The 25,713-nt window shown below is 66.7% G+C and carries 22 protein-coding genes; 9 read left to right on the top strand and 13 right to left on the bottom strand.

What is annotated here, in order from left to right; all coding sequences use genetic code 11:
• Positions 1-2: 2 nt before the first annotated feature.
• The 3 genes from A0U87_RS23000 to A0U87_RS22990 form a co-directional block, all read right to left on the bottom strand.
• A complete protein-coding gene (locus A0U87_RS23000) occupies positions 3-1,277 on the bottom strand; it encodes an amidohydrolase family protein (RefSeq protein ID WP_037508167.1) in 1,275 nt (424 codons plus the stop codon).
• Positions 1,270-2,136 carry a helix-turn-helix domain-containing protein gene (locus A0U87_RS22995; RefSeq protein ID WP_004209457.1) on the bottom strand — a complete coding sequence of 289 codons (867 nt, stop codon included), beginning with the start codon at positions 2,134-2,136 and terminating at the stop codon, positions 1,270-1,272. The genes A0U87_RS23000 and A0U87_RS22995 overlap by 8 nt, the downstream gene beginning before the upstream one ends.
• Positions 2,137-2,213: 77 nt before the next feature.
• Positions 2,214-3,785 carry a fatty acid--CoA ligase family protein gene (locus tag A0U87_RS22990; RefSeq protein WP_048936752.1) on the bottom strand — a complete coding sequence of 524 codons (1,572 nt, stop codon included), beginning with the start codon at positions 3,783-3,785 and terminating at the stop codon, positions 2,214-2,216.
• Between the two features lie 73 nt (positions 3,786-3,858).
• Between A0U87_RS22990 and A0U87_RS22985 the strand changes: the two genes are divergently transcribed.
• Positions 3,859-4,806: an enoyl-CoA hydratase/isomerase family protein gene (locus A0U87_RS22985; protein WP_048936751.1), complete on the top strand. Its 948-nt coding sequence runs from the start codon at positions 3,859-3,861 to the stop codon at positions 4,804-4,806.
• Here A0U87_RS22985 and A0U87_RS22980 read toward each other — a convergent pair.
• The 5 genes from A0U87_RS22980 to A0U87_RS22960 are packed head-to-tail and all read right to left on the bottom strand — an operon-like array spanning position 4,768 to position 10,372.
• Positions 4,768-6,162: an amidohydrolase family protein gene (locus A0U87_RS22980; RefSeq protein WP_048936750.1), complete on the bottom strand. Its 1,395-nt coding sequence runs from the start codon at positions 6,160-6,162 to the stop codon at positions 4,768-4,770. The two genes, A0U87_RS22985 and A0U87_RS22980, sit on opposite strands and share 39 nt — an antisense overlap.
• Positions 6,156-7,310, bottom strand: coding sequence for a CoA transferase (locus A0U87_RS22975; protein WP_137406041.1), 1,155 nt, complete (start codon positions 7,308-7,310; stop codon positions 6,156-6,158). The genes A0U87_RS22980 and A0U87_RS22975 overlap by 7 nt, the downstream gene beginning before the upstream one ends.
• Position 7,311: 1 nt before the next feature.
• Entirely contained in the window at positions 7,312-8,808 is a 1,497-nt protein-coding gene (locus A0U87_RS22970) for an AMP-binding protein (protein WP_048936748.1), read from the bottom strand.
• A gap of 10 nt (positions 8,809-8,818) precedes the next feature.
• A complete protein-coding gene (locus A0U87_RS22965; RefSeq protein ID WP_048936747.1) occupies positions 8,819-9,109 on the bottom strand; it encodes a hypothetical protein in 291 nt (96 codons plus the stop codon).
• Between the two features lie 36 nt (positions 9,110-9,145).
• The gene (locus A0U87_RS22960) at positions 9,146-10,372 is read right to left on the bottom strand and encodes a CoA transferase (protein ID WP_048936859.1); all 1,227 of its coding nucleotides are present in this window, start codon (positions 10,370-10,372) and stop codon (positions 9,146-9,148) included.
• Positions 10,373-10,591: 219 nt separating this feature from the next.
• Here A0U87_RS22960 and A0U87_RS22955 point away from each other — a divergent pair, with 219 nt between their 5' ends.
• A complete protein-coding gene (locus tag A0U87_RS22955) occupies positions 10,592-11,383 on the top strand; it encodes an SDR family oxidoreductase (protein WP_048936746.1) in 792 nt (263 codons plus the stop codon).
• Positions 11,384-11,581: 198 nt separating this feature from the next.
• Positions 11,582-11,884 (top strand): hypothetical protein, encoded by a 303-nt coding sequence (locus tag A0U87_RS22950; RefSeq protein ID WP_004209466.1) that lies wholly within the window; start codon positions 11,582-11,584, stop codon positions 11,882-11,884.
• Between the two features lie 114 nt (positions 11,885-11,998).
• Here the strand turns inward: A0U87_RS22950 and A0U87_RS22945 are convergent, their stop codons facing one another.
• Positions 11,999-12,463, bottom strand: coding sequence for a MarR family transcriptional regulator (locus A0U87_RS22945; protein ID WP_004209468.1), 465 nt, complete (start codon positions 12,461-12,463; stop codon positions 11,999-12,001).
• 82 nt (positions 12,464-12,545) lie between these two features.
• Positions 12,546-13,802 (bottom strand): acetyl-CoA C-acetyltransferase, encoded by a 1,257-nt coding sequence (locus tag A0U87_RS22940; RefSeq protein ID WP_048936745.1) that lies wholly within the window; start codon positions 13,800-13,802, stop codon positions 12,546-12,548.
• Positions 13,803-13,962: 160 nt separating this feature from the next.
• Here A0U87_RS22940 and A0U87_RS22935 point away from each other — a divergent pair, with 160 nt between their 5' ends.
• The 4 genes from A0U87_RS22935 (at position 13,963) to A0U87_RS22920 (ending at position 19,952) form a co-directional block, all read left to right on the top strand.
• Positions 13,963-15,627, top strand: coding sequence for an MFS transporter (locus A0U87_RS22935; RefSeq protein ID WP_048936744.1), 1,665 nt, complete (start codon positions 13,963-13,965; stop codon positions 15,625-15,627).
• Positions 15,628-15,760: 133 nt separating this feature from the next.
• Positions 15,761-17,950, top strand: coding sequence for a TonB-dependent receptor (locus A0U87_RS22930; RefSeq protein ID WP_048936743.1), 2,190 nt, complete (start codon positions 15,761-15,763; stop codon positions 17,948-17,950).
• 26 nt (positions 17,951-17,976) lie between these two features.
• Positions 17,977-19,014, top strand: coding sequence for a dihydrodipicolinate reductase (locus A0U87_RS22925; protein ID WP_048936858.1), 1,038 nt, complete (start codon positions 17,977-17,979; stop codon positions 19,012-19,014).
• Between the two features lie 2 nt (positions 19,015-19,016).
• Entirely contained in the window at positions 19,017-19,952 is a 936-nt protein-coding gene (locus tag A0U87_RS22920; protein ID WP_107917525.1) for an SDR family NAD(P)-dependent oxidoreductase, read from the top strand.
• A 98-nt stretch (positions 19,953-20,050) separates the two neighbouring features.
• On the opposite strand, the gene A0U87_RS22915 is transcribed toward A0U87_RS22920, so the two are convergent.
• The 3 genes from A0U87_RS22915 to A0U87_RS22905 are packed head-to-tail and all read right to left on the bottom strand — an operon-like array spanning position 20,051 to position 22,841.
• On the bottom strand, positions 20,051-20,914 hold the full coding sequence (locus tag A0U87_RS22915) for an SDR family NAD(P)-dependent oxidoreductase (protein ID WP_048936741.1): 864 nt from the start codon (positions 20,912-20,914) through the stop codon (positions 20,051-20,053).
• Positions 20,911-22,137, bottom strand: a complete 1,227-nt coding sequence (locus tag A0U87_RS22910) for an MFS transporter (RefSeq protein ID WP_048936740.1) — start codon at positions 22,135-22,137, stop codon at positions 20,911-20,913. The genes A0U87_RS22915 and A0U87_RS22910 overlap by 4 nt, the downstream gene beginning before the upstream one ends.
• 50 nt (positions 22,138-22,187) lie before the next feature.
• On the bottom strand, positions 22,188-22,841 hold the full coding sequence (locus A0U87_RS22905; protein WP_234415684.1) for a TetR/AcrR family transcriptional regulator: 654 nt from the start codon (positions 22,839-22,841) through the stop codon (positions 22,188-22,190).
• Between the two features lie 69 nt (positions 22,842-22,910).
• On the opposite strand from A0U87_RS22905, the gene A0U87_RS22900 reads away from it, so the two are divergent.
• Positions 22,911-24,296, top strand: coding sequence for a hypothetical protein (locus A0U87_RS22900; protein WP_234415683.1), 1,386 nt, complete (start codon positions 22,911-22,913; stop codon positions 24,294-24,296).
• Positions 24,293-25,711 carry an acyl-CoA reductase gene (locus A0U87_RS22895; RefSeq protein ID WP_048936738.1) on the top strand — a complete coding sequence of 473 codons (1,419 nt, stop codon included), beginning with the start codon at positions 24,293-24,295 and terminating at the stop codon, positions 25,709-25,711. Before A0U87_RS22900 ends, A0U87_RS22895 begins: the two co-directional genes overlap by 4 nt.
• Positions 25,712-25,713: the final 2 nt, after the last annotated feature.

The following is a 25,713-nucleotide window of genomic DNA, read 5'->3' as shown; positions in this document are numbered from 1 at the left end:
CCTCAGAAGGGCAGCTTGTAGAGGTTCACCGCATTGTCCTGCAGCACCTTCTTCTTCACTGCGAAGTCGTAGCCGCCCAGCACATCGGTCAGATGCGCCTGCACGCCCGGATAGAGCGAGGTCGGGTGCGGGAAGTCGGTTTCGAACATGACCTTGTCGACGCCGATCGTTTCCAGCAGCAGCTTGGGCGCGACCTTCTCGAACCAGAAGGTGACCCAGAAATGGTCGCGGAAATATTCCCAAGGCCGCTTGTTGAGCAGGCCGACCTTGCTCGGCAGCATTTCGTCGAACTGATGCTCCAGCGCCTCGATCGCGAAGGGCACCCAGCCTGCGCCGCTCTCGATCAGGCCGATCTTCAGCTTGGGATGACGGTCGAGCCGGCCCGATACCATCCAGTTGCCCAGCGTCGCGGCATTGCCGATCGAGAACATGGTCGCGACCACCGACAGCGTCTGTTCAAAGCCGAAGCCGTCCCAGGTCAGCGTATTGGGGTCGATCGCCGCATTGAGGTGGAAATTGAGCGGCAGGCCTTCGGCCTCGCACATTTCCAGGAAGGGGGTCCAATAATCATGCAGGAAGCTGGGCACGCCGACGCGCTCGGGCGTATCGGGCAGCACGAAGCCGCGCAGGCCCATGTCGACGCAGCGCCGCGCTTCGGCCTCCATCGCCTTCTGGTCCCAGAAGGGCAGATGGGCCATGTTGAAGATGCGTTCGCCCGACACCTGCTGATATTCGGCCGATGCGTCATTATACATCTGGATGATCGCGACCGCGAGATCGGGATCGCCCAGCGACATCAGCGATCCGGCCTGGGTCACGCCCGAATTCTGGAAGCCGATCTGGGCATAGATGCCCATATCGTCCATCGCCTGCAGCCGTTCCTTGATCAGATGGCCACCCGGATGCGCCTGCGCCAGCTTGGGGAAGGCAAGACGGCCGAGCAGCTTGTTGTTGTCGGCGCGGATGACGTTGCCGCCCATCGATCCGAAATTGCGGTCGCCCACATACCAGCGTTCGACGCCGTCGGCGTCCTGCTTCACATAGGGCACCTTGGCCTTGTACTTGGCCGGCGCGCGCGAAGTGAAGAGGTCGGGCGCCTCGGTGATATGGGTGTCGGTATCGACGATCTTGATGCCGGCCAGCGACGGGTCGAGCCCGCCCGACTGGGTGCTATAGTCGACCTCGCGGATGACGCCGCCTTCGGTATAGCCTTCGGCCGACCAATATTTGCGCGCGGCCTGGGCGTCGGCGACGTCCTTGTCCTTCACATCAGCCATGCTTCACCTCCAGCGCGCCCTGCCAGCTGGCGGATTCGAAGATCGGCTGGACGGAGGCGGCCGGCGACTGTTCCTCGACCGAGCGGCGGACCGCTTCGCTGAGCGTGCGCTGCAGGCCGGCGGCGTCGATCTGGTCGGAGGGTTCATAGACGAAGCCGATCGCCAGCGGCTGGCCGTCGGGCATGTGGGGCAGCAGCATGGCGGTGACGTCGGCGATCGAGCCAAAGCCGGCAAAACCGCTGATATGCCCTTCGTCACGGCAGCGCTGCACCTGGCCGGCGACGTCGGCGAAGACAAACTTGCGCTCCTGCGGCGCTTCGGCATTGAGGCGACGGATCAGGCCGTCGCGGCGCGGCTGCTGCACGGTCGACAGCATCAGCAGACCGGCGGCGGAGTCGGTCAGCCGTTCCTGGCGGCCACCGGCCAGCCCGTTATTGGCCGAGGTGCGCAGCGCCTTCTTACCGGCGCGCCAGTGAACGATCTGGATGTTGAGGCCGACCATGCCGAACACGGCAATGCCAAGGCCGGTCTGGGCCGACAGGCGATCGATCAGGCCGTTGAGGACGCCATCGCGCACCATGCGCGGCTGGATCGCGGCACCCAGCATCGCGGCGCGCGGGGTCGGCGAATAGGCGCGCGAACCCGGATCCTTGTGGAGCAGGCCCAGGTCGACCAGGCTAGACAGCAATTCGGACGTGCTCGACTGCGGGCGGTCGAAGCGACGGACAATGTCCATCACCGTCGCCTGCGGATGATCCTCGTCGAAAAATTCCAGTACCTCGACCACGCGCTTGGCGATCTTCGCCTTGTTGGACTCGGTCTTGGCTACCCTCGGCTTATGGGACTCGATCAGAGCCATGGTTCCTCTCCTTCGTTATTGAACATGGTTGTTCACTAACGCCGGGAAGCTGTCAACAAAAAATGAGACGCCCTCGTTTATGTGATATTCTCTGTCTCATTCTGCGTTTCCGGCGACATATTCGCAAACAGCGCCTGCAGCGCGCGGCGATCGGTCTTGAGCGAGGCCGTGCGCGGCAAGTCCCTGACGAACAGCCATTTTACCGGAACATGGGTGGCAGGAAGATGCTGGCGCACATGCGTTTCCAATGCTGCGATCGCAGGTGCAGCAAAATCGGCGTGAAGCCGGATCGCGGCCGCCGGCACTTGCCCCAGCCGGTGATCCGCCATGCCTGTCACCGCCGCTTCGGCGACGGCGGGGTGCAGCATCAGCGTGCGTTCGATCGACTCGGGCAGCAATTTGAAGCCGCCGCGGATGATCGCCCCGTCCGCCCGGCCGCGCAGGAACAGGAAATCATCGGCATCGATCAGCGCGATGTCGGACGTGCGGATCCATTCCGGGCCGATTCGCGGCGCAATGACTTCCAGCAGACCTTCGGTGTCGGGTGGTAGCGGGACGCCACTGTCTGGATCGACGACGCGTAGCTCAACACCCGGCATGGCGCGGCCGACCGACCCGATCTTGCGAGATCTCCATTCGGCATGGAGCGCGGCGGTCATCGACGCTACCGGGCCGGCGAACTCGGTGGCGCCATAGGAGAGCAGGATGGGAATGCCGTAGCGCGCCTCGAACGCCTGCTGCACGCCGGGATCGAGCGGCGCCGCGCCGCAGCCGATCGCGCGCAGGGAAGCGAGGTCTTCGACCGGTAGGTCGGCGTCCAGCACCGCCTGCACGCTGGCCGGCGGCAGGCCGCCATGGCTGGGCCGCCAGCGCCGCACATGGGCATGCCAGGCAGCGAGCGAGAAGCGCTCCAGCAACTCGACCCGCTGTCCGCGCAGCAGCATCGGCAGCGTCGAATAGAGGCCGGTGATGTTGCCGAGCGGAAAATAGAGTAGGAAGGGCGGTGCGGCCTGGGGATCGTCCGTCTGTTGCCGGGTCAGCGGGGTCGAGAGGAAATGCCGTTCCAGCAGCGCATAAGGCACGGCAAAGCTTTTCGGCGGTCCGGTGGTGCCGCTGGTCAATATCTCGATCTGTGGCGCGGCGGGGCCGTGGCGTTGCTGAACTTCTGGCGAGGCATATTCATGACCCGGCAGGGCGGCGGCGGCCATGCCGTCGATCGCGACCGCGACCATGCCTTCGGCGGTCAGCACCGCGCGAATCTCCGGCCCGATATCCTCGGCAAAGGCGACCAGCGCGGCGGGCGCCATGCGCGTCAGGTCGCGGGCGATCGCGGCGTCCGACTGAAAGGCATAGATCATGCGGATCGTCCGCTCCTGCGCGATCAGGCCCAGCAGCGCGGCGAGCGCCGCCGGCCGATTGCGCGCGACGAAGGCGACCGGGGCATCCGCCGCAATGCCGCTGGCATCCATTGCCGCATCGATCTCTTCGGCTACTGCGCGCAGCGCTCCCCAAGCGATCCATTCGTCCTCATAAAGGATCGCTGCCTGATCGGCGGGCCGTTGCAGGGCGGCGGCGGCGAGCGCGCGCAGACTGGGGTGATCCGTCTCCATGGCGCGATATTGCGGCAGGGCGCGGCGCTGGTCAGCCATTGTCCGCAACGCCCTGGCGATCAGTGCTGCGTCCGCCTTTGCCGCGCTTCGGCCCGGTCCTACCCTGCCACCCATGTCCGGCCCTGCCGCCCTGATCGACCCCGATGGCCTGACCCTTCCTTGGACCGGGGATGCGCAGCCCTATGGGCTGGTCGATCTCGACCGCGCGCCGCGCAGCGATGCGCCGTTGCACCTGCCACCCTTTCCGCTGCTGGGGATCGGCGATCCGACGCACCCGCTCGCGCCCCGGCTTGATGCGCTGATCGAACTGCCGGTCTCGCTCGGTGCGATCACGCAGCAGATCATGGCCCAGCCCGAAGCGGCGCGGGTGCTGGTGCAATTGCTGCGGCTGATCGACGGGCTGGATCCGGCCCAGGCGCTGGTCGCGGAATCGCTCGCTTATGGCCTGCTTCAGGGCAGTGCCGGCCATGCCCGCTGGCTGGCCGCGCAAGTCCCCGCGCCGGTGCAGTCGCCCGGCGCAATCAAGGTCGATCGGGACGGCGACCGGCTGGCGATCCTGATCGATCGGCCCGATGCCCATAATGCCATCGACCGCGATCTGCGCGACGGGCTGCGCGCGGCGTTCGACATTGCCGCGTTCGATCCCGATATCAGCCATGTCAGCCTGCGCGGCGCGGGCCGCAGCTTCTGCACCGGCGCGGACCTCGGCGAATTTGGCACCACGCGTGATCCGGCGACCGCGCATGACATAAGGATGCAGACATTGCCGGCCCATGCGCTGCTGGGATGCGCCGATCGGCTGTCGGTCCATGTGCAGGGTGGCTGTGTCGGCTCTGGCCTGGAAATGGCGGCCTTTGCCGGGCACATCACAGCCAGCGCCGACGCCTGGTTCCATCTGCCCGAACTGGCGATGGGGATCATTCCTGGCGCAGGCGGCTGCGTCTCGCTCAGTCGCCGGATCGGGCGTCAGCGCACGGCGCTGATGATCCTGTCGGGCAAGCGGATCAACGCCCGCACGGCGCTAGGCTGGGGTCTGGTCGATGCCATCATGGACGACTGATCCGGCGATCCACGTCATCGCCACATCCTCCGCCCGCAGGCGGTCCCGTGCCTGCGCCCAGGGACGATCCAGCAGGCATAGGTCGGCCGGCGCGCCGACGACCATGCTGCGTTGCCGGCGCAGATCCAGCGGATCGGCGAGATAGAGGGCCAGCGCCGCTTCGGGCGTCAGCGCCTCGTCCTGCCCGATGACCGCGCCACTCTCCGTCCTGCGCGACACCGCCGCGCGCATCGCCGCCCAGGGATCGGCGACGCCATAGGGCGCGTCGCTGCCCGCTGCCAGCACCAGCCCGGCGCGGGCGAAGGCGTCCAACCGATAGAGCAAGGGCCGCTCGCGCGGTTCGACATCGCGCAGATAGTGATCGCCGCGCTCGGCGATGAAATGCGGCTGGCTCACCACCTGCACGCCAAGCTCGACCATCTGCTCCAGCAGCGCATCGGGGGTGATTCCGGCATGTTCGATCCGGTCGCCCGGCCGCGCGCCGGCCTGTGCCAGCGCGGCGAGGGTGAAGACCAGTTCGGTCTCGGTCGTGCAATGGCTGGCGATCGCTCGCCCCTGCTCATGCGCGGCGCGCAGGAAGGCGACGCACTGGTCGAAGTCGGGCAGGGCATTTTCATGCAGGTGCAGCTTGGCCGGGCCGACCGCGATGCCGGCCGGCGGCGGCGCATCCCCCAGCGCCAGCGTGCCGGCGGCAACCAGATGCTGCGGCAGGTGCCCGGTCGCGCGCTCGGCGGCGAACCAGGCAAGGCTCGCGCCGTCATTGCCCGGCGACATGTCGGTAACGCCGGTGACGCCATGGCGGGCCAGTTCGCGCCCCACCGTGTCGAGGGCCGGCGGCGTGCCGCCCAGCACCCGGCGCAGCCAGCCATCCTCGTCGAACAAGCGTCCGGTCCAGCGCCCGTCGATCCGCTCCAGCCCCGGCGGCGGGGCGTCCAGTGCCAGCAGCAGATCCAATGCCCGGCTGTTGAGCAGCCACATCCGCCCCGACCGATGCTGGATGCGCACCGGCCGGTCCGCCTGCCACCGGTCGATCGTCAGTGCATCGGGCAGGCCGGCGACGCTCTCATGATAGCCGATGCCGCGCAGCCAGCCCTCGCCCGGCTGCGCCAGCGCGGCGGCCAGATCGGCTTCGCTGGTCACGGCCGGCGGTCCGCAGGGCAGGGAGGCACGGGCGACGGCATGTGCGGCAAGATGGATATGATGGTCGTGCAGGCCGGGCAGAAGGGCGCCGCCGCACGCATCCATCACCGCTTCGCCGGGCAGAGGGGCCAGCGCGCCGATCGCCGCGATCTGCCCATCGGCGATACGCAGGTCGGCCCGGCCCACGCCCCATAGTTCGGCGTCGCGGATCAGCATAGCCAGGCCTCATTATCCTGCCCCAGCGCCGCAACCGGTCCCGTGGTTCGCGACGCAACGGCAGGAAAGGCAAGGCCCTCGGCGGCGGCCCAGCGTTGCAGCGTCGCGGTGAAGCCCGCGTCGTCGCGCGCCCGTTCCCAGCCGATCGCCTCGGCCACCACGGCGCTCATCGACAGCAGCAGATGCGCGCCCGTGCCTTCATGCCATTGCGCCAACGCCTGCCGCGCCGCATGGAGCCCGGTCAGCGGGTCGGCGCAGGCATCGCCGCCAAAACCGATCCGTCCGCTTGCCTGTCGCAGCGCGGCGCTGAGGCCGCCGGCGACGCTGCAATCATCGCCAAAGCCGATCCATTGGGCGGCGTCGCCCTCCGCGCCATGGCCGGTGATCGTCACCCAGACCAGCCCCGGCACGTCGCGCACCAGCGCATCGGCATCGATCCCCAGTTGCGCCAGCGCGCGGGGCCGGGCGGCGGCGATCACCATGTCGGCCCGGCGGATCAGCGCGATCAGCGCCGCCCGATCCTCCGCGTCGCGCAGGTCGATCGCGACATTGGCCTTATACTGGTTCAGCCGCGCGAACAGCAGCGGATCGCCAGCGCGCATCCGGTCGGGCCGGTTGCGGCTCTCCACCTTGACGACCTGCGCGACGGCCAGCCCCAGCAGATGCCCCGCCAGTGGCCCGGCCCACAGCGCCGACAGGTCGATCACCAGCGGCGGGCGGTCGCGCTTCGGCCGCGCACCCCCTGTCATCGTCAGCCGGCAGGCCGGGCTGGCCGGCACCTCATCGATCGCCGCGATCGCAAGGCCGAGCTGGCGCCCCTGGGCCACGATCTCCGCCATCCGCGCAGTAGCGAAAGCCGTGACAATATCGCTGTCACTTTCGATGCTAGCATCACCGAACAGGGCCGGCATCAGGTCCCGGTCGTCGGCCCGTGCTAGGGTCAGCGCAACCTGTCCGTCGATCGTGTCGTAGAGCCGGCATCCCCCACCGGCCGAACGCCGCCCCGGTATGGAAAAGCCATTCAGCGCCGCCCGTTCGCCCAGCAATTGCGCGCCGCTTAAACCATCCAGCGCCGGCGTTCCCGCCAGCGCCCGGATCGCCTCCAGTTGCATCTCGGCCCAGCCGGCAAGCGGCAGGGCGAGAGCCATGTCAGGCTGCGAACAGCTTCTTGATTTCCCGGCGGAGGAGCTTGCCCATTTCATTATAGGGCAGGCTCTTAGCAAAGAGCACGCGTTCGGGCACTCGCGAAGAACGCAACCGGGCGCGGATGACCTGCTTCAGTTCCTCGTCGGCCGGCGCCGCATGCCCGTCGCGCACGACCACGATCAGGCCGACCGCCTCGCCCCATTCGGCGGACGGGATGGCGACCGCCGCCGCCTCGGCGATGGCGGGCAGGGCCAGCATCACATCCTCGATCTCGCCGGGCGAGATATTCTCACCGCCGCGCACGATCACATCGTCGGCGCGGCCCGACAGGAAGAGATAGCCTTCGGCATCGATATAGCCGGCGTCGCGGGTGGGAAACCAGCCATCGGCGTCGAGCGCGCTGCGCTCGCGATATTCGCCCGACACCTGGTCGCCGCGAACATAGATTTCGCCCGGCTCGCCGGCGGGCAGGCAACGGCCATCCTCGTCGCGAATCTCGATCTCGACCGTCGGCAGCGGCCGGCCGACCGACGCCAGCCGAGCACGGGCGGCGGGATCGGTCGCGACATGGGCGGCGCGATGCTCGTCCGGCCCCAGCAGGGCGACCGTCGAACTGGTCTCGGTCAGGCCATAGGCATTGGTGAAGCCGGTATCGGGAAACAGGTCGAGCGCGCGCTGGATCAGCTCCAGCGGCATCTTGCCGCCGCCATAGGCGACCGCGCGCAGATTGCTGAGGTCGGGGCGGACACCCTTGTCGACCGTCTCGATGATGCGCGACAACATGGTCGGCACTACAAAGGCATTGCTCGCCCGCTCGCCCGCCGCCAGGTCCAGCCAGGCGGCCGGATCGAAGGCGGGGAGCAGCAGGATGCGGCGCAGCGCATAGATAGAGCTGAGCAGGGCGGCGATGCCGGCGATATGATAGGGCGGCACGCTGACCAGCGCGGCATCCTCTTCCGGCGCGGCGCCGAACTCGACCGTGCCCAATATATAGGAAACCAGATTGGCGTGGCGCAGGATCGCCGCCTTGGGCGCGGCGGTCGTGCCGCTGGTGAACAGCTGGATGGCGACGCCATCGCCCTCGTCCGCGTCGATCGGTGCATCGGCCGCAGCGTCCAGCGCAGCGGTCACGAAATCGGCGCGCGCCAGCACCTTGTTGTCGGCCGAGGAGCAGAGCCGCCCGACCCGTGCGACATCGCCGACGATCAGCGCCGGCGTGATCCGTGCCAGCAGCGCGCCCAGGTCCGCGTCGGCCAGCCGATAGTTGAGCGGCACATAGGGCACGCCGGCAATCGCCGCGCCGAACAGCGCCATCGCCGCCGCCTCGCTGCTCTCGTCCAGCAGCGCGACATGGCTGCAGCCACTGTCCCGGATCAGCGCGGCGGCGCCGCGCGCGCCGGCCAGCAGCCGGGCATAGCTCCAGCGCTGGCCGTCACAGACCAGGCCGATGCGGTCGGGCGCGGCATCGGCCGCCATTTCAAGGAACAGGGCGATGTTCATGGGATGGGCGTCAGTCCGAAGCGGGCAGGGGCTTGGCGTCCTTGGGGCTCAGCGCCACGCCGTCGACCGACAGCGAACCCTTGCCCGGCTTGACGCACAGCAATTCGAAATTGCCGGCCGGATCGACATAGCGCTTGCCCATCAGCGTGCCCGCGCTGAAATCGGTGGCGGGGGTGCCGACCGTCTCCGGCTTGGCCTCGCCCATGGCGCTGCCGCCGCATTCGATCGTGCCGGCACCGCTGCGGATCACCATCACTTCGGTGTCGCACACCGCGCTTTTCAGTTTCGTACCCGGTTTCATATCATTCCTGCCTTCCAGCCCCCCGACGTCGCCCCTTCAGGCGATAGCGCCGCTGGCCTTCCATTGTTCAATCTGGTCCCACTCGACGCCCAGTTCCATCAGCACCAGTTCGGTATGTTCCGATGCCTGGGGCGACCGGCTGGTCTGCACCGGCTGGCCGTCAAACTGCACCGGGCCGCGCACCAGCCGCAGCGGTGCGCCGCCATCGGCGCCTTCGACCTCGATGATCATGTCGTTGGCGATCGCCTGCTCGTCGGTCAGCAGATCCTTGAAGCTCTGGATCGGCGCCCATTGGCCCTTCATCGTCTTCAGATGCTCGCGCCAATAGGCGAAGGGCTTCGCCCCGAAAGCCTTGACCAATATGTCGCTTGCCGCGCCGGCATTCTCGATCAGCGCCAGCACATCCTTGAAACGCGGATCGTCCGCTGCCTCGGGCACGCCGACATGGGCGAAGGTGTCGGCGATCAGGCCGGTGGGGCTGACCATGCACAGGTTGATCGTGCCGCCGTCCGAGGTGCGGAAATTGCCCATGAAGGGGTTGCGCAGCGATCCGCCGGAACTCGGCATGCCGTTGCGGGTGAGGATGTCGGTCTCCATTACCTGCGCGATCAGCGCGCCCGACGCCCACCAGGCGCTCGACAGCAGCGAGACGTCCAGCTCGACCGCCTCGCCGGTCCTTTCGCGGTGGAACAGCGCGCCGGAAATGCCGCCGGCAATGAACATGCCGCCGATGGAATCGCCAAAGGCGGGAATGCCCTGGGTCAGCGGGCCGGGCAGTTCCTCGGGCGTCATCGCATGGGCGACGCCGCTGCGCGACCAGAAGCAGGTGCCGTCGAAGCCGCCGACCTCGCGCTCCGGCCCCTTGTTGCCCAGCGCGCTGCCACGGGCATAGATGATGTTCGGATTGACCGCGCGGATATGCTCGACGTCGAACTTGTTCTTCTGCCGCACCTGGGGAAGATAGTTGGTCAGGAATACGTCGGCGCTCTTGGCCAGCTCATAAAGCACGGCCTGGCCTTCCTCCGTCGACAGGTCGATGCCGACACTGCGCTTGCCGCGATTGGGATGCTCGAACAGGGTATGGCGCAGTGGATCGAGCTGCACCCCGCCCATGTTCAGGAACCCGCGCTGCGTGTCACCGCGCACCGGATGTTCAATCTTGATGACGTCCGCGCCCCAGTCGGCCAGGATCGCGCCGGCAGCCGGCACATAGGTGAACTGCGCCACTTCCAGAACGCGCACCCCCTTCATCACCTGCGTCATAAAATCAGCCATCCCCTCATTCGCCGCATGATGCGACCTGTTGGGGAAAGGGTAGAAGCTGCGCCGGTCGCCGCAAGTCCGCCGGGCCTGCTATCGCTATCGCGATGCGCCCCGGCCCCCTAGCGCCGCAGCGATATTGCCGGCGTCGGCCGGGCCATGGCTTGAGCCGCCTTGCCGCTGTGCCATAGCCGGTCCGAAAACAGATGTGGGAGACATGCCATGAAACTCGACTCTTCCCTGTCCGCAGTGGTGACCGGCGGCGCGTCGGGCCTGGGGCTGGCGACGGTGCGGGCGCTGCGCGAAGCCGGCGTGAAGGTCGCGATCTTCGATATCAACGAGGATAGCGGCCAGGCGATCGCGGCGGAGGTCGGCGCGACTTTCTGCAAGGTCGACATCATGTCGGAAGACAGCGTGCTCGCCGGTTTTGAGGCGGCGCGGGCGGCGCAGGGACAGGAACGCATCCTGGTCCATTGCGCGGTCGTGTCGAAGGGCGGCAAGACCGTGTCGAAGGACAAGGAGACCGGCGGCTTCAAGCGCATGTCAACGCAGGATTATGCGATCTCGGCCGAAGGCGTGCTGGTCGCCAGCTATCGCATTGCCTCGATCGCGGCGCTCGGCATGGCGGCGCTCGACCCGCTGGAGGATGGCGAGCGGGGCAGCATCCTGTTAACCTCCAGTGCTGCGGCGCAGGATGGGCAGGTCGGCCAGGTCGCCTATGGCTCGCTCAAGGCCGGGGTGAACGGCATGGTGCTGCCGATGGCGCGCGACCTGATGGAGCTGGGGATTCGCGTCAATGCGATCATGCCGGGTATCTTTGCGACGCCGCCGATGCTGCGCTTCAAGGATATGAACCCGGCCATGTACGAAAGCCTGAACAACAGCGTCCCCTTCCCCAAGCGTCTTGGAAAGCCCGAGGAATTTGCCGGGCTGGCGCTGGAGATCACGCGCAACAGCTACATCAATGCCCAGCTGTTCCGCATCGACGGCGCGATTCGCTTTCCGCCGCGCTGAATCTCCGGCGCTGCGTTCCTTGGGCGAAAAGGCCGCGTTCCATATGGACGCGGCCTTTTGTCTGCCTGTCCAAGCCGCTGTTCGCACATGCAAAAATAAATACTAAGCTAGGTTGACATTATCGCAGACAATAGCTAACCTAGCTTAGTGTTAAGGGGGTATATCTCCCCGACCAGTTTTAGTTGAAGAGGTTGTGCCATGACTCGTTTCGCCAAGATCGCCCTGTCGCTCTCCCTCGCCGCTGCCGCCCTGCCGCAGGTCGCTGCCGCTGGCGAAGCCGTCCAGATCAGCGCGGCCACTGCCGCCGCCGACTACAAGGGCAAGATGCTCTACACCGCCAGCGGCGATCGTCTGGCCGCCATCTATCGCGTCGCTGCGGATGGCAATGCGCAGATCATCCTCAACGGCAAGATGGTGAACGTGCCGGCGTCCAGCCTGACCGCCGCCGACGGCAAGCTGACCACCAGCTTGTCGAAGAAGGATCTGCTGACCGCGCACTAAGAGATCGCCGGGCGCGGCCTCCCCTGCGCCGGCCGATAGCGAATGGGCCGCCCCATCACAGGGCGGCCCTTTTTTATGTCCGGGAAGGGTGGGGCGCCGGGACGGCGGCGGCCTTCAGGGCTTGACGATATTTTCCGAAATCGTGTCGAGCAGGCTGTTGAGGCGCTTCAAATCCTCGGCCGAGAAGCCGGCAAAGGCGACCTCCTCATTCTCCTGCGCGATGCCCGACAGCTGCATGGTGATCGCCTGGCCGCGCTCGGTCAGGAATACGGCATGGGCGCGCCGATCATCATCCTTCTGCCGCCGCTCCAGCAGGCCGTCAGCGCAGAGCCGGTCGATCAGCCGTCCGGCCGATGCCTCGGCCATTTCCAGCAGATTGGCGATATGGCGCTGGGTCGTGCCGGGATAGCGCGCGACCGCCGCGATCACCGTCCATTGCGAGCGGGTGACGCCCAGTCGCACCACGCTCTGGTCGAAATGTGCGCGCAGCTGACGCGCGATGATCGTCAGCTTCATCGTCGCGTTGCGCATCAGCGCCGGCGGGTTGTCGGCGAGTGTCTTGTCCTGCAGGCTTTCCATTGTGCGCGCAGCATAGCGCCATCGCGGCGAAACGAAAGCAGCCTCCTCCTGTTCGGCGCAGCGCGGCGGCCGGACGATCCGATCAGACACGTTCGATGATGATCGCGGGCGCCATGCCCCCAGCCGCGCACATGGTGATCAGGGCATAGCGACCGCCGCTGCGCTCCAGCTCGTCGAGCGCGGTGCCGATCAGCACCGCCCCGGTCGCGCCGATCGGGTGGCCGAGCGCGATCGCGCCGCCATTGGGATTGAGCTTGGCGCGGTCGACGCCCAGATCGCGGATGAATTTCTCCGTCACCACGGCGAAGGCTTCATTGACCTCGAACACGTCGATGTCGGCCACGGTCAGGCCGGCCTTGGCCAGCACCTTGCGCGCGGCCGGGACCGGCGCGTTCAGCATCAGCGTCGGATCGTCACCGACATTGGCGGTCGCGACGATGCGGGCGCGGGGCTTCAGCCCATGGACGTCGGCATAGGCTTTAGAGGCCAGCAGGATCGCGGCCGCGCCATCGACCACGCCGGACGAGGTGCCGGCATGATGCAGCGGCTCGATCGCCAGATCGGGATATTTCTGGTTGATGAGCTGGCGGAAGGTCGGCCCATCCTGGCGCGAGGGCATGTCCATGAACGCGGCGAAGGCGGGTTTCAGCCCGGCAAGCTGCTCGGCGGTGGTGTCGGGGCGGGGATATTCCTCATGGTCCAGCACCACGCTGCCATCCTCGTCATGCACCGGCACGGTCGACCGGGCGAAGCGACCTTCCCTGAGCGCGATGCCGGCGCGGCGCTGGCTTTCGGCGCCAAAGGCATCCAGCTCTTCACGCGTGATCCCTTCCATCGCGGCGATCGCATCGGCGGCGACGCCCTGGTTCGACTGGGGATGCTTGTCCTGCAACCGCATATTGCCGGTGCCAAGGCCGCCAGCGGCCTTCACGCCCGCTTCGCGCAGCGACTGGCCATACCAGGTGACATAGGACATCATCTCGGTCCCGCCGGCGATCACCAGATCCTCCATCCCCGACATGATCTGCGCTGCGGCCAGGTTGGTGGCGGTGAGGCCGCTGCCGCAGAAGCGATCCAGCGTCACCCCCGACGCCTTGACGTCATAGCCCGCATCGAGCGCCGCCATCCGGCCAAGGTCGCCGCCCTGCAGCCCCATCTGCGCGCTGGTGCCCCAGATGATGTCGTCGACATCGGCGGTGTTCAGATTGTTGCGATCCTTCAGCGCCTTCAGCACCGCCACCGCAATATGCTGCGGGTGCATGTGCGACAGCGCGCCCTTGCCCATCTTGCCGATGCTGCGCGGGGTGCGGACGGCATCAATGATATAGGCGTCGGTCAAGCATCTTCTCCCGGTCTCTTTTGCCGCAGGCGCGGCTCTCGCATCCTATCGCATGGAAGCGGGACGGCCCCCAATCGCACAGGCGATTGATCGCGCGCGGATTGGCCTGCGTCGCCCGGCTGGTGCAGGCTGGGCATGCAGATGATGAGGAGAGAGACGAATGGCGCAAGGCGAAGTCGCGCAGGCGACGGGCGGCAGCTTCGCGCCGCTGCGCGAACCGGTGTTCCGCCGCATCTGGACCGCCAGCCTTCTCTCCAATTTCGGCCAACTGATCCTGGGTGTCGGCGCGGCATGGGAAATGACGCGGATGAGCGCATCGCCCAGCATGGTCGCGCTGGTCCAGACTGCGCTGATGCTGCCGCTGATGCTGGTGACATTGCCCGCCGGCGCCTTTGCCGACATGTTCGACCGCCGGCGGATCGCGATGAGCGGTCTGGCCTTTTCCATGGCCTGTGCCGCGCTGCTGACCTTCCTGGCCTGGACCGGGCACAGTTCGCCCTGGATGCTGCTCGCCTTCTGTTCGCTGATCGGGGCAGGCGTCGCGCTCTATTCGCCGGCCTGGCAGGCGTCGATCAGCGAACAGGTCGGGCCGCGCCTGCTGCCGGCCGCCGTCGCGCTCGGCACGATCAGCTATAATGTCGCGCGCAGCTTCGGCCCGGCGCTGGGCGGCATCATCGTGCTGGCGGCCGGCGCCCATGCCGCCTTCGCGATCAACGCCATCTGCTATCTGCCGCTCTTCCTCGCCTTCTTCGTCTGGCAGCGGCGTCATGTTCCTGCGCGCCTGCCGCCCGAGCAATTCCACCGGGCGATGGTGTCGGGCATGCGCTATGCGCTGCACGCTGGGGCGATCCGCACGGTGCTGCTGCGCGCTTTCCTGTTCGGACTGGCCGGCGCGTCGGCGTCCGCGCTCGCGCCATTGGTGGCGAAGGATCTGCTGGGCGGCGATGCCAGCATCTATGGTCTGTTGCTGGGCGCCAGCGGGGTGGGGGCCGTGCTGGGGGCACTGTTGGTCGGGCGATGCCGCGATCGCTTCGGAACGCAGCGGACCACCGCCGTGCTGGCGCTGGTCAGCGGCCTCGCGCTTGCGCTGGTCGGGGTCAGCCGCCATGTGCCGCTCACCTGCCTGGCGTTGCTGGTCGCGGGGGGCGCCAATATCCTGACCATCGCCCTGTTCAATGTTGCGGTGCAGCTGTCGGCGCCGCGCTGGGTGACGGCGCGGGCCTTGTCGCTCTTCTCCTCGGCGCTGACCGGCGGCATCGCGATTGGTGCGCTGCTCTGGGGGCTGGTGGCGCAAAGCTGGTCGGTCGACATCGCCCTCTATGGATCGGGGCTGGCACTGGCCATTCTGCCGCTCGTGGGCTGGCTGCTACCACTGCCCGAAACCAGCGAGGCGGATGTCGAGCCCTTCATCATCGCGGGCGAACCGGAAGTCGGCATGGCGCTCACCCGTCGCTCCGGCCCGGTCATCATCGAGATCGACTATGATGTCGATCCGGACCAGGCGCGCGATTTCTATGCGGCGATGGTGGAGGTGCAGCGCACGCGGATGCGCAATGGCGGCTTCAACTGGTCGATCGCGCGCGACATCGCCAATCCCGCACTGTGGACCGAGCGCTATCAGTGTCCGACCTGGGGCGATTATCTCCATATGCGCGATCGTTTCACCCAGGCCGACAAGCTGGCGCAGCAGGTGGCGCGCGCCTTCGACCGCAAGGCTGGCGAGGTGCGGGTGCGGCGGCGGCTGGAGCGGCCATTCGGATCGGTCCGCTGGCGCGCGGACTCGCCCGATCCGCGACAGGATACGATTGGATATCTTGGCCCCTGAACGCGGCGCGGCAACGCCGAGGCGATGAGTCAGCCGCCAGCCGCTTATCTGCGCGCGAGACCGCGGTTCTCGGCCTTATCATGCCGCCCATAGGGAAGGCCGGACCACCGGCACCGATCATGGGAGGCAAGGGATGATCCATCGGAAGACGCTTATTCGTTCGTCGGGCATTGGCGCGGCCATGCTGCTGGCCACCGTGTCGCACCTGGCCGTCGCGCAGGAGGCGGCGCCGCCGCCGGCCCAGAATGACCAGGATCTGATCATCGTCACCGCCCAGCGCCGTGCCGAATTGTCGCGCGACGTGCCGATCAGCATTACCACCGTCACCCAGGATCAGCTGACCAGCGCCGGCGCCAGCCAACTCACCGACATCGCCACCGTCACCCCGGCGCTGCGCTTCGACAGCGCGGCCGCCTTCGTCCAACCGACCATTCGCGGTGTCGGCACGGCGGTCGCCAGCTCGGGCGGCGGCGCCAATGTCGGTATCTATGTCGACGGCTTCTATTCGCCCAACCCGCTGGCCGCCGATTTCCAGCTGATGAGCCTGAAAAGCGTGCAGGTGCTGAAAGGGCCGCAGGGCACGCTGTTCGGCCGCAACACCACCGGCGGCGCGATCCTGCTGACCACGGCCGATCCCAGCAGCGACGGCGCGGGCGAGTTCAAGGTCAGCTATGGCCGCTTCAACAGTCTGGCGGTGCAGGGCTATGCCACCTTCGGCGTGGTCCAGGATGTGGCGATGGATGTCGAGGCACTGTTCCGGCGCGGCAACGGTTTCGTCCACAATATCACCACCGGCAGCGACCGGGACGGGCGCTACAGCAACTGGTCGGTGCGCACCGGGATCAAGGCGGACCTCAGCGATTCCGTGTCGCTGCTGCTGCGCTATACCCATAGCGACACCGATGATCCGACCCTGCTCAACACCAATATCTATGTCGGCGACGATATTGGCGGCGCGGGCACCAACCTGCCGCCCAGCCTCTACGCCGCCAAACATGATGAAGTGGCGACCGGCGGCCCGACCGAGTTCCTGTCGAACAATGACGTGATCCAGGGCACGCTGAAGGCGGATCTGGGCTTTGCCGACCTTACCTCCTACACCCAGTATCGCGATGAAAATTCGCTGATCGTCGAGGATCTGGACAGCACGGCGGCGAACATCTTCCTGCTGCATATTCCGGTGCGCAGCCAGACCGTATCGCAGGAATTGCTGCTGACCTCGAAGCCGGGTGGGCCGCTGCAATGGACCGCGGGCCTCTTCTACTTCAACAACAAGGACCGATGGGGCACGCGGGTCGGCACGCCGACCGCCGGCGATCCGCTTGCCAGCATTGCGCTGGGCGGTTCGGGCACCAACAGCAAATCCTATGCCGCCTTTGCCGACCTCACATATGCCTTCACGCCCGACCTGTTCCTGACGGTGGGCGGGCGCTACAGCCACGACAGGATCGGCGACGCCTATTACATCATCCCCTTCTCCGGCGTGCGCACCTATGTGCCGGACCTCAAGGGCAACAAGTTCACGCCGCGCGCGGTGCTGCGCTACAAGCCCAGCGAGGAGTCGAGCGTCTACGCATCCTATAGCAAGGGCTATAAGTCGGGCATTCTCGACGTCGGCGGCAATACCGGCAACAAGGTCGCGCCGGAGGATATCGACGCCTTTGAAGCGGGCTTCAAATATGATGACCGGCGCCTGTCGGTCGATCTGTCGGCCTATTATTATGATTACAAGAATCTGCAGGTGTCGCTCTATCGCGGCAACCCGCCCTCGGCCCAGATCATCAACGCCGCCTCGTCGGAAATCTATGGTCTGGAAGGCCAGCTCTCCTACCGGCTGACCGACCGGTTCCAGTTCAATGTCGGCGCCGCCTATACCCATGCGCGCTACACCAATTTCGAGGATGCGCCGATCTATACGCGCTGCACGCTCGCCAGTTGCGCGGCGCAGGGCATCAGCTTCGTCGTCGTGCCGACCCAGCTCAACGACGTGCATATGCAGCGCACGCCCGACTTCACCGGCAATGTCGGGGCGCGCTACACGCTCGATCTGGCGGGCGGGTCGCTCGCCCTGTCGGGCAATCTCTATTACACCTCGAAATTCTATTTCGGCCCGTCCGGCACCCAGTTCGCGCAGAAGGGTTATGAGGTGCTGGCGCTGCGCGCGGAATGGACCGACGCCAGCGACCGCTTCTCGCTGGCCGTCTTCGGCGACAATGTCACCGACAGCCGTTACCGCACCCAGGTGCTCAGCAATAATTTCGGCATCGGCAATGTCTGGAGCGCGCCCGCGACCTGGGGCGTCCAGGCCGGCGTCAAATTCTGATCGGCACGGCAAGGGAGAGGATGGCGATGGGCAAGCACTATCGGGTGATCCAGTGGGCCACCGGCAATATCGGCGGCCGCGCCCTGCGCGCGGTGATCGAGCATCCGGGGCTGGAGCTGGCCGGTCTGTGGGTCAGTTCGGCGGCCAAGGCGGGGCAGGATGCCGGTATGCTCGCCGGCACCGCGCCGCAGGGCATCACTGCCACCAGCGATGTCGACGCGCTGGTCGCCAACCCGGCCGACTGCGTCCTCTATATGCGGCAGGGAACCGACATCGACGAACTGTGCCGGCTGCTGGCATCGGGCAAGAATGTCGTCACCACGCGCGGCGATTTCCATCATCCTGCCTCCATGGACCCGGATGTCTGCGCCCGGATCGAGGCGGCCTGCCAGGCCGGCAACAGCTCGATCTACAGCACCGGCTCCAGCCCCGGCTTCGTGACCGAGGCGCTGACCATTCCCTTGCTCTCGCTCTCGCGCCGGCATGACTGCCTGACGATCGACGAGTTCGCCGACATGGAAAGTCGGGATTCGCCCGATCTGCTGTTCAACATCATGGGCTATGGCGTCGCGCCGACCGCGTTCGACCAGCGCAAGGTCGATTATGTGAAGCATGATTTTGCGGGGTCGCTCGCCCAGTTGGCCGACGCCGCGGGCATTGCGGTCGACCGGTGGGAAGCGTTCGGCGAAATGGCGGCGGCGACCCGCGATGTGACGATTGCGGCCGGCACGATCGCCGCCGGCACCGTCGGCGCCCAGCGCATCACCATATCGGGGATGCAGGGCGACAAGGCCGTGCTGCGCTTCCGCGCCAACTGGTATTGCACCCGCGACATCGACCGCCCCGACTGGGAATTGCGCGAGTCCGGCTGGCGTATCCAGGTGCAGGGCGACACGCCGCTCGACGTCCACATCAGCTTCCCGGTCGCGCCGGAAGATTATGCCGCCTTCACGCCGGGCCTGACCGCCCATCGCGCGGTGAATGCCATTGCGGCCGTGTGCGATGCGCCGCCGGGTATCCGCACCACCGCCGACCTGCCGCAGATCATCGCGCAACTGGGATGAGCATGGACAGGATCGACTTTACCGGCCGCACCATCCTCATCACCGGGGCGGGCGGGGGCCTGGGCCGCGCCTATGCGCTGGACATTGCCGCGCGCGGCGGCGCGGTCATCGTCAATGATCTGGGCGGATCGGTAACGGGGGAGGGGGCATCCTCGACCATGGCCGACGCCGTCGTGGCGGAAATCGTTGCGGCGGGCGGCGTCGCGATCGCCAATGGCGATGATGTGTCGTCGCCCGACGGCGCGCAGGCGATGATCGATCTCGCCATCGCCCGCTTCGGCCGGATTGACGCGGTGATCGCCAATGCCGGCAATATGCGCTTTGCACCGGTCGAGGATCTGATGGCGGCCGATCTCGACGCGCTGCTCGCCGTCCATGTGCGCGGTTCCTTCAATGTCGCGCGTGCCGCCTGGCCGCATATGCGGGCGCAGGGCGGTGGCCGGCTGGTGCTCACCACATCGGGCGGCGGGATGCTGGGCATGGGCCAACTGTCCGCCTATGGCGCGGCCAAGGGCGGCGTCATGGGGCTGATGCACAATCTGGCGGAGGAAGGGCGGCCGCACGGCATCCTCTGCAATGCGGTGATGCCCAATGCCGCCAGCCGCATGTCGGCCGGGATGAGCGAGGGGATGCTGGGCCATAATCCCTGGGGCCGGGCGCTTGGCCCCAGCTTCGATCCACGCTTCACCGCCGGCCTCGTCGCCTGGTTGGCGCATGAGCGCTGCACGTCGACCCACAGCATCTATTCCGCGCTCGGCGGCCGGATCGCGCGGGTGTTCGTCGGCGCGACCAGGGGATGGGACCATGGGCTGGACGCGCCGCCGACCGCCGAGGACGTCGCCGCCCATATCGACATGATCCGCGACGATGGCGCCGGCTATGCCATCCCGGTCGATATTTTCGACGAGTTCCGCATCGTGGCCGAGGGGCGGGGCTAGAGCATTCTGAAGTCGGCTGGAACAGCCGACGACTCGCAGAATGGGGCAAACCAAAGGAAATTAGAGCATCCTCCGATCCAACCTAATCGGAGGATGCTCTAGTAACCCGCCACCATCGCTTCGCTGAACTGCCACAGCTTCAGCGCCTGCGTATCATCCTGCGCGGCCGCCGATGGCGTCAGTTCCGCGCGCTGATGGAAATAGCGGCCGTTGCTGCGCCCCGGCTCCTCGGCACTGGCGAGCCAGACCAATGTGTCGGCGGCCTGCGCCGGCGTGACCGATCGGTCGAGGATCGATTCCATATAGGCCTGCATCGGCGCGTCGCAGTGGCTGGCGAAATTGCTGGCGACGACGCCGGGATGCATGGCGTGAGCGACGATGCCGTCATCGGCGACGCGGCGGGCCAGTTCGCGGGTGAACAGGATATTGGCGAGCTTCGCATGGCAATAGGCCGCGCCGCCGACGAAATTGTCGGCGAAGCTGAGGTCATCCCACTGGATGCCCTGGCTCTGTTCATGCCCAGTCGAGGACACGGCGATCACGCGCACCGCGCCCGGCCCCCGCCTGGTGGCGGTGGCGCGCAGATTGGGCAGCAATTTCTGCGTCAGCAGGAAGGGGGCGAGATGGTTGGAGGCAAAGGTTGCCTCGAACCCTTCGGGCGTGATCGTCCGTTCCGCCACCACGCCGCCGGCATTGTTGAGCAGCGCGTCGATTTCCGGGGCGCTTGCCGCAATCTCCTGCGCGACCCGCGCGGTATCGGCCATGGAGGACAGATCGGCGCGCAGCATCGTGAAATCGCCGTCGGCATCGGCCCTGAGATCGGCCTCCGCCGCGGCACAGCGTGCGGCATCACGCCCCACGCCGATCACCCGCCAGTCCTGTTGCAGCAGGGCGCGGGCGGCTTCCTTGCCGACGCCGGCGCTGGCGCCGGTGACGATCGCGGTGCGTTGGGTGTCGCTCATGCGTAGACGGGCTCCATGGTGGGGGGACGGCGTCCCAGGGTCAGGAACAGGGCGGCACCAGCCAAAGTGATGCAGGCGCTGAGCGCGAGGAACGGCGCATAGCTGCCCCAGATGCTCAGGGTGAGGCTGAGCGTCAGCGAACCCAGCGCCGCCCCGCCCGCGATCGCCGCGCCGACGAAGCCCATGACCAGGCTGAACACGCCCAGGCCAAAACGGCGCGAGACGAGATAGGCGGCAATGTCGCCCTCCGCCCCCTGCGCCAGCCCCATCATCGCGACGGAGAGGGCGAGGACGATGGTCGCATCCAGCGGCGAGGCCATCAGCGCCATGCCGATCGCCGGCATCGCCAGCGCCAGCGCGGCGACATGGTGCGGCGGCATCCGGTCGAGCGACAGGCCGCAGGCGAAGCGGCCGAGCAGCACGCCGATCGCATAGATGGAAATCAGCCAGGTCGCGGTCTGCGACGCGGCGCCGCTGTCCATCAGCACCAGCTTCATCTGGGCCGAGGCGAGGCCCTGCGGGAAATTGACCAGCACCATGCCGACGATCAGCACCCAGAAGGCGGGATTGCGGAAGATGACGCGGCTGCCGACGGGCGCTGGCCCAGCCTGTTCGTCGGCCTCCTCATGGGGATGCACGCCGATATGGGCGGGCGTCAGCAGCACGGCGATCAGCCCGAAGACCAGGGTTACGCCGCCCATCAGCAGATAGCCGTTGCGCCAGCCCTGGCTTTCGATGAAGCCGCCGAGCAGCGGGGCGATCACCGCCCCGACCAGCGGCGGGCCGGTCATCACGATCGAGAAGGCCAGGCCACGTGCCCGCTCGAACCGTTCGGCGACGATGCGGGTATAGACCGGCGATGTGGTCAGCGTGCCCAGGATGATCTGCAGCACGGCCACGGCAAAGAAGGCGCGGATGCTGCCGGGCTGGAAGGCAAAGCCCAGATAAGCGAGTGGCCCGGCCAGCACGCCGACGGCGGATACAGCGCGGACGCCGAAGCGGTCGGTCAGCCGCCCGGTGATCGGCTGCATGATCAGCATCAGCAGGCCGAAACTGCCGAGCAGCGCGAATTGGGATTTCTCCCAGCCAAACTCGCCGATCATCTTCGGCGCGAACAAGCTCATCGTATAGGCGGACAGGCCGATGCCGAAGCCCAGTCCCATCGTCGCGGCGAGCAGGGGCCGCCAATGCGTCCGCAATTCGCCCCAATAGGCCGATCCCATATCCCTCTCCTCATCTGGTGCCGGCCCCCTCTTGCGGGTGGTCCGGGTTACTAGTCCGATCTGGTCCTTATGCCGTTCAGGAACAGGCGCACGGCGGCCCGCACCCAGTCGTCCACCTCGGCGGCGCTCATCGGCTGGGGCGATCCCACCAGCCGGATCGGCCCGCCCAGCACCATCGTCATGAACAGGCTGGCTGCCATGTCCGGCCGGTCCACGCAAATCGCCCCGGCGCTATCATGGCGGCGCAGCAGGTCGGCCAGATGGTCGTGAACCGGCTGGGCGCCCTGGCTGTAGGACAGCATCAGCAGGTCGGGGAAGCGATAGGATTCGGTGGTGATGATCCGCCGCAGCCGGACGCCCTCGGGCGTCGACAGGTCCGCGATGCGCAGCCGGGCGATCGCGACCAATATGGTTTCCAGATCGTCGCCGGCGATCGCCTCCAGCGCGGCGCGCGGCGTGGCGGTGCGGGTGATCGCGCGACCGACCGCCGCCATGAACAGGGCCGCCTTGTCGGGATAGCGGGCATAGATGGTGCGCTTGGTCATGCCGACGGCGGCGGCCACCGCCTCCATCGTCGTCAGCTCGAACCCCTTGTCGAGGAACATGTCGAGCGCCGCGTCGAGCATTTCGGCCTGGCGCGCCTGTGCCTGCTCGCGGGTCGGGCGCCCGGCGGCGGGGCGGGGGTCTGAAATCGGTGTGTCCATGACCAGCATCATTATGGCCCTTGCCGCCTTTTGCGAATCATGCATAATGAAACGCATCAGGTGTTATTAATGCACTGGAGCCACAAGGGCAAGGAGCAGGATATGGGCGCGCAGGCCGATCGCCTCACCGGACTGGTCAGTTCGGACTATCGATTCAACATTCCCCACGCCGAATTGCGCGACGCGCAGATCGCGGCGCTGAATGAACGGTTTCAGGAGAAGAAGGACGGCATCCGCCTGCTCGGCCACCGCGCGCGGGAAGCGGGGATCGGCGAAGTGACCTCGCTTGACGATGCGGTGAAGCTGCTGTTCCCGCACACGGCGTACAAGAGCTATCCTGAAAACTGGCTGATGCAGCAGCGCTGGGACAAGCTGACCCAGTGGCTCAATACCATTTCCGCCCATCCCGTGATCGACATCGATTTGGACGGCATCACCGATGTCGACGACTGGATCGCCCGGTTGCAGGCGGCGGGCCACTATGTCTCCTGCTCCAGCGGCACCACCGGCAAGTCGGCGATGCTGATCGCGTCGCTGGCGGACATGGACTGGTCGAAGGTCGATACCGTCAATGTCTTTGCCTGGGGATCGGGCGTGCAGCCGGCGCAGGACCGCCGCATCATGGGCCTGGCCCCGGTCGCCAAGGTGCCCAAGAACGAGATTATCGGGGAGGCGCAGCGCGAGGCCTTTGGCGATCCCGCCAAGGAAATGTTCCAATATCCGGTGCCGCCGATCACCGTCGGCTCGCTGACCCGCATGGTCGTGCTGCGCAAGGCGATGGCGGACGGCAGCGCGCTGCCTGGCGACATTGCCGAGTTCGAGGAAACGTCGCGTTTCCGGCAGGAGGCGATGGACGCCGCCGTCCATATCGCCGCCGATGCGATGATCGAGCATCGCGCCGACAAACTCTATATCGCGGGCATGTGGAACGCACTCTACCATGTCGCCAAGGCGGTGCGGGAGCGCGGCTATAGCGCCAAGGATTTCAACCCCGACAACTGCATCTATATCGGCGGCGGCCTGAAGCGCGCGCAACTGCCGGACGATTATCAGCAGTTCGTGCATGAAACCTTCAACATTCCCGAAGGCCGGCACTTCCAGAATTATTCGATGCAGGAACTCAACAGCGGCATGCCCAAATGCCGTGAGGGCGGGCGTTATCATGTGCCGCCCTGGATCGTGCCGATGATCCTGGACAAGGATGGCGATGCGCTGATCGAGCATGATCATGATGGCGAGGTCGAGGGTCGGGCCGCCTTCTTCGACCTGTCGCTCGACGGCCGCTGGGGCGGGGTCATCACCGGCGACCGGATATCGGTCGACTACAGCCCCTGTGCCTGCGGCAATAGCGGGCCATCCATTCGCGACACTATCGCCCGCTATGCCGATCTGGACGGCGACGACAAGATCGGCTGCGCGGGCACCGTCGATGCCTATGTGCGAGGTGTGGCATGAGCGTGCTGGAACAGACGGCCCCGGTCGGAACGGCGGCCGAACCGATCCGCGTCGATCATTTCGTGCGCGGCAAACTGGTCGAGGGCGGGGCGGTGCGCCATCGCTCGCGCGACCTGGGCGTCGATTTCGCGACGCCGCAGATCGACCTCAATGCGCTGGTCGCGCCGCGATCCGAACTGCCGCCGCTGCTCGACGTGCCGGTCAGCGAGATCATCGATTTCCTGGTTGAGGCCGGGCAGCGGATGGATTTCGAGACCAATCCCTATTTGCAGGCGGCGCTGGAACATACGGTCAAGGTCAATCCGCTGCCGCGCCGGGTGGTGGAAAATCTGTTCCGCCGGGCCAAGCATTTCCTGACGCCCGAGGGGCTGCGCTGCAGCATCGAATCAAGCTTCCTTGATCCCGCCGCGCTCGACCGCTGGGTGGAACGCACCGACATGCACGGCAATCGGGGCGCACTGCGCGCCTTTCCGCCGCGCATGGTGCATATGCTGGCCGGCAATTCGCCCACCGGCTGCATCTCCTCAATCGCGCAGGGCGCGCTGGTGAAGGCGGTCAACGTCTTCAAGATGCCGTCGAGCGACCCCTTCACCTGCGTCGCGATGCTGCGCACCATGGCCGATGTCGATCCTAATCATCCGGTCGTCCGCTCCATGTCGGCGGTCTATTGGCGCGGCGGCGACGAGCGGATCGAAGGGACGCTCTATCGCCCGCAATATTTCGACAAGATCGTCGCCTGGGGCGGCGGCGACGCGATCAAGAATGTCATCAAATATCTCGGCCCCGGCATCCAGATGGTGTCGTTCGATCCCAAGACATCAATCTCGATGATCGGACCGGAAGGGTTCGATCCCGCCGTCATCGAGGATGTCGCCGATGCCGCCGCCACCGACGTCGCGACGATGAATCAGGAAGCCTGCCTCGCCAGCCGCTTCATCTTCGTCGAGGGCGACCGGGCCGGGGTGGAGGCCTTCTGCGCCAAGTTGCAGGAAAAGCTCGGCCTGGATCGCGAAACCGCCTCGGCGGTAGCGCATCCGCTGCCGGTCGAGGTGCGCGACGAGATCGAGATGCTGACCCTGATGGGCGACGACACCAAAGTCTGGGGCAAGCCGGACGGCCGGGGCCTCGTCATCCTGACCGACGAGCCGGTCGATTTCCATCCGAGCAACAAGACCGCCAATGTCGTCCATGTCGCCTCGCTCGATGCGGCGGTCCGCCATGTGAATGTCGCGACCCAGACGATCGGCATCTATCCGCCCGCGGCAAAGCTGGCACTGCGCGATCGCCTCGCCAGCGCCGGGGCGCAGCGCGTGGTCCGGCTCGGCGGCGCGGCCAAGCATGTGATGGGCGGCGCTCATGACGGCATGTTGCCGCTGCAGCGCTTCGTCCACTGGATGAGCGACGAGGACGCCTGATC

Source organism: Sphingobium sp. MP9-4, from assembly GCF_005281675.1.
Taxonomy (GTDB): Bacteria; Pseudomonadota; Alphaproteobacteria; order Sphingomonadales; family Sphingomonadaceae; genus Sphingobium; species Sphingobium yanoikuyae.
This window is presented reverse-complemented; position numbering and strand designations above follow the sequence as displayed.

Excerpts from the sequence above, each read along its gene's own strand:
- A0U87_RS22935 (WP_048936744.1), top strand. The coding sequence starts at position 13,963 with ATGGCGCAAGGCGAAGTCGCGCAGGCGACGGGCGGCAGCTTCGCGCCG.
- A0U87_RS22975 (WP_137406041.1), bottom strand. The coding sequence starts at position 7,310 with ATGGCTCTCGCCCTGCCGCTTGCCGGCTGGGCCGAGATGCAACTGGAG.
- A0U87_RS22900 (WP_234415683.1), top strand. The coding sequence starts at position 22,911 with ATGCACTGGAGCCACAAGGGCAAGGAGCAGGATATGGGCGCGCAGGCC.
- A0U87_RS23000 (WP_037508167.1), bottom strand. The coding sequence starts at position 1,277 with ATGGCTGATGTGAAGGACAAGGACGTCGCCGACGCCCAGGCCGCGCGC.
- A0U87_RS22960 (WP_048936859.1), bottom strand. The coding sequence starts at position 10,372 with ATGACGCAGGTGATGAAGGGGGTGCGCGTTCTGGAAGTGGCGCAGTTC.
- A0U87_RS22930 (WP_048936743.1), top strand. The coding sequence starts at position 15,761 with ATGATCCATCGGAAGACGCTTATTCGTTCGTCGGGCATTGGCGCGGCC.
- A0U87_RS22915 (WP_048936741.1), bottom strand. The coding sequence starts at position 20,914 with ATGAGCGACACCCAACGCACCGCGATCGTCACCGGCGCCAGCGCCGGC.
- A0U87_RS22925 (WP_048936858.1), top strand. The coding sequence starts at position 17,977 with ATGGGCAAGCACTATCGGGTGATCCAGTGGGCCACCGGCAATATCGGC.
- A0U87_RS22965 (WP_048936747.1), bottom strand. The coding sequence starts at position 9,109 with ATGAAACCGGGTACGAAACTGAAAAGCGCGGTGTGCGACACCGAAGTG.
- A0U87_RS22945 (WP_004209468.1), bottom strand. The coding sequence starts at position 12,463 with ATGGAAAGCCTGCAGGACAAGACACTCGCCGACAACCCGCCGGCGCTG.
- A0U87_RS22985 (WP_048936751.1), top strand. The coding sequence starts at position 3,859 with ATGTCCGGCCCTGCCGCCCTGATCGACCCCGATGGCCTGACCCTTCCT.
- A0U87_RS22995 (WP_004209457.1), bottom strand. The coding sequence starts at position 2,136 with ATGGCTCTGATCGAGTCCCATAAGCCGAGGGTAGCCAAGACCGAGTCC.
- A0U87_RS22955 (WP_048936746.1), top strand. The coding sequence starts at position 10,592 with ATGAAACTCGACTCTTCCCTGTCCGCAGTGGTGACCGGCGGCGCGTCG.
- A0U87_RS22895 (WP_048936738.1), top strand. The coding sequence starts at position 24,293 with ATGAGCGTGCTGGAACAGACGGCCCCGGTCGGAACGGCGGCCGAACCG.
- A0U87_RS22920 (WP_107917525.1), top strand. The coding sequence starts at position 19,017 with ATGGACAGGATCGACTTTACCGGCCGCACCATCCTCATCACCGGGGCG.
- A0U87_RS22910 (WP_048936740.1), bottom strand. The coding sequence starts at position 22,137 with ATGGGATCGGCCTATTGGGGCGAATTGCGGACGCATTGGCGGCCCCTG.
- A0U87_RS22990 (WP_048936752.1), bottom strand. The coding sequence starts at position 3,785 with ATGGCTGACCAGCGCCGCGCCCTGCCGCAATATCGCGCCATGGAGACG.
- A0U87_RS22980 (WP_048936750.1), bottom strand. The coding sequence starts at position 6,162 with ATGCTGATCCGCGACGCCGAACTATGGGGCGTGGGCCGGGCCGACCTG.
- A0U87_RS22970 (WP_048936748.1), bottom strand. The coding sequence starts at position 8,808 with ATGAACATCGCCCTGTTCCTTGAAATGGCGGCCGATGCCGCGCCCGAC.
- A0U87_RS22905 (WP_234415684.1), bottom strand. The coding sequence starts at position 22,841 with ATGGACACACCGATTTCAGACCCCCGCCCCGCCGCCGGGCGCCCGACC.
- A0U87_RS22950 (WP_004209466.1), top strand. The coding sequence starts at position 11,582 with ATGACTCGTTTCGCCAAGATCGCCCTGTCGCTCTCCCTCGCCGCTGCC.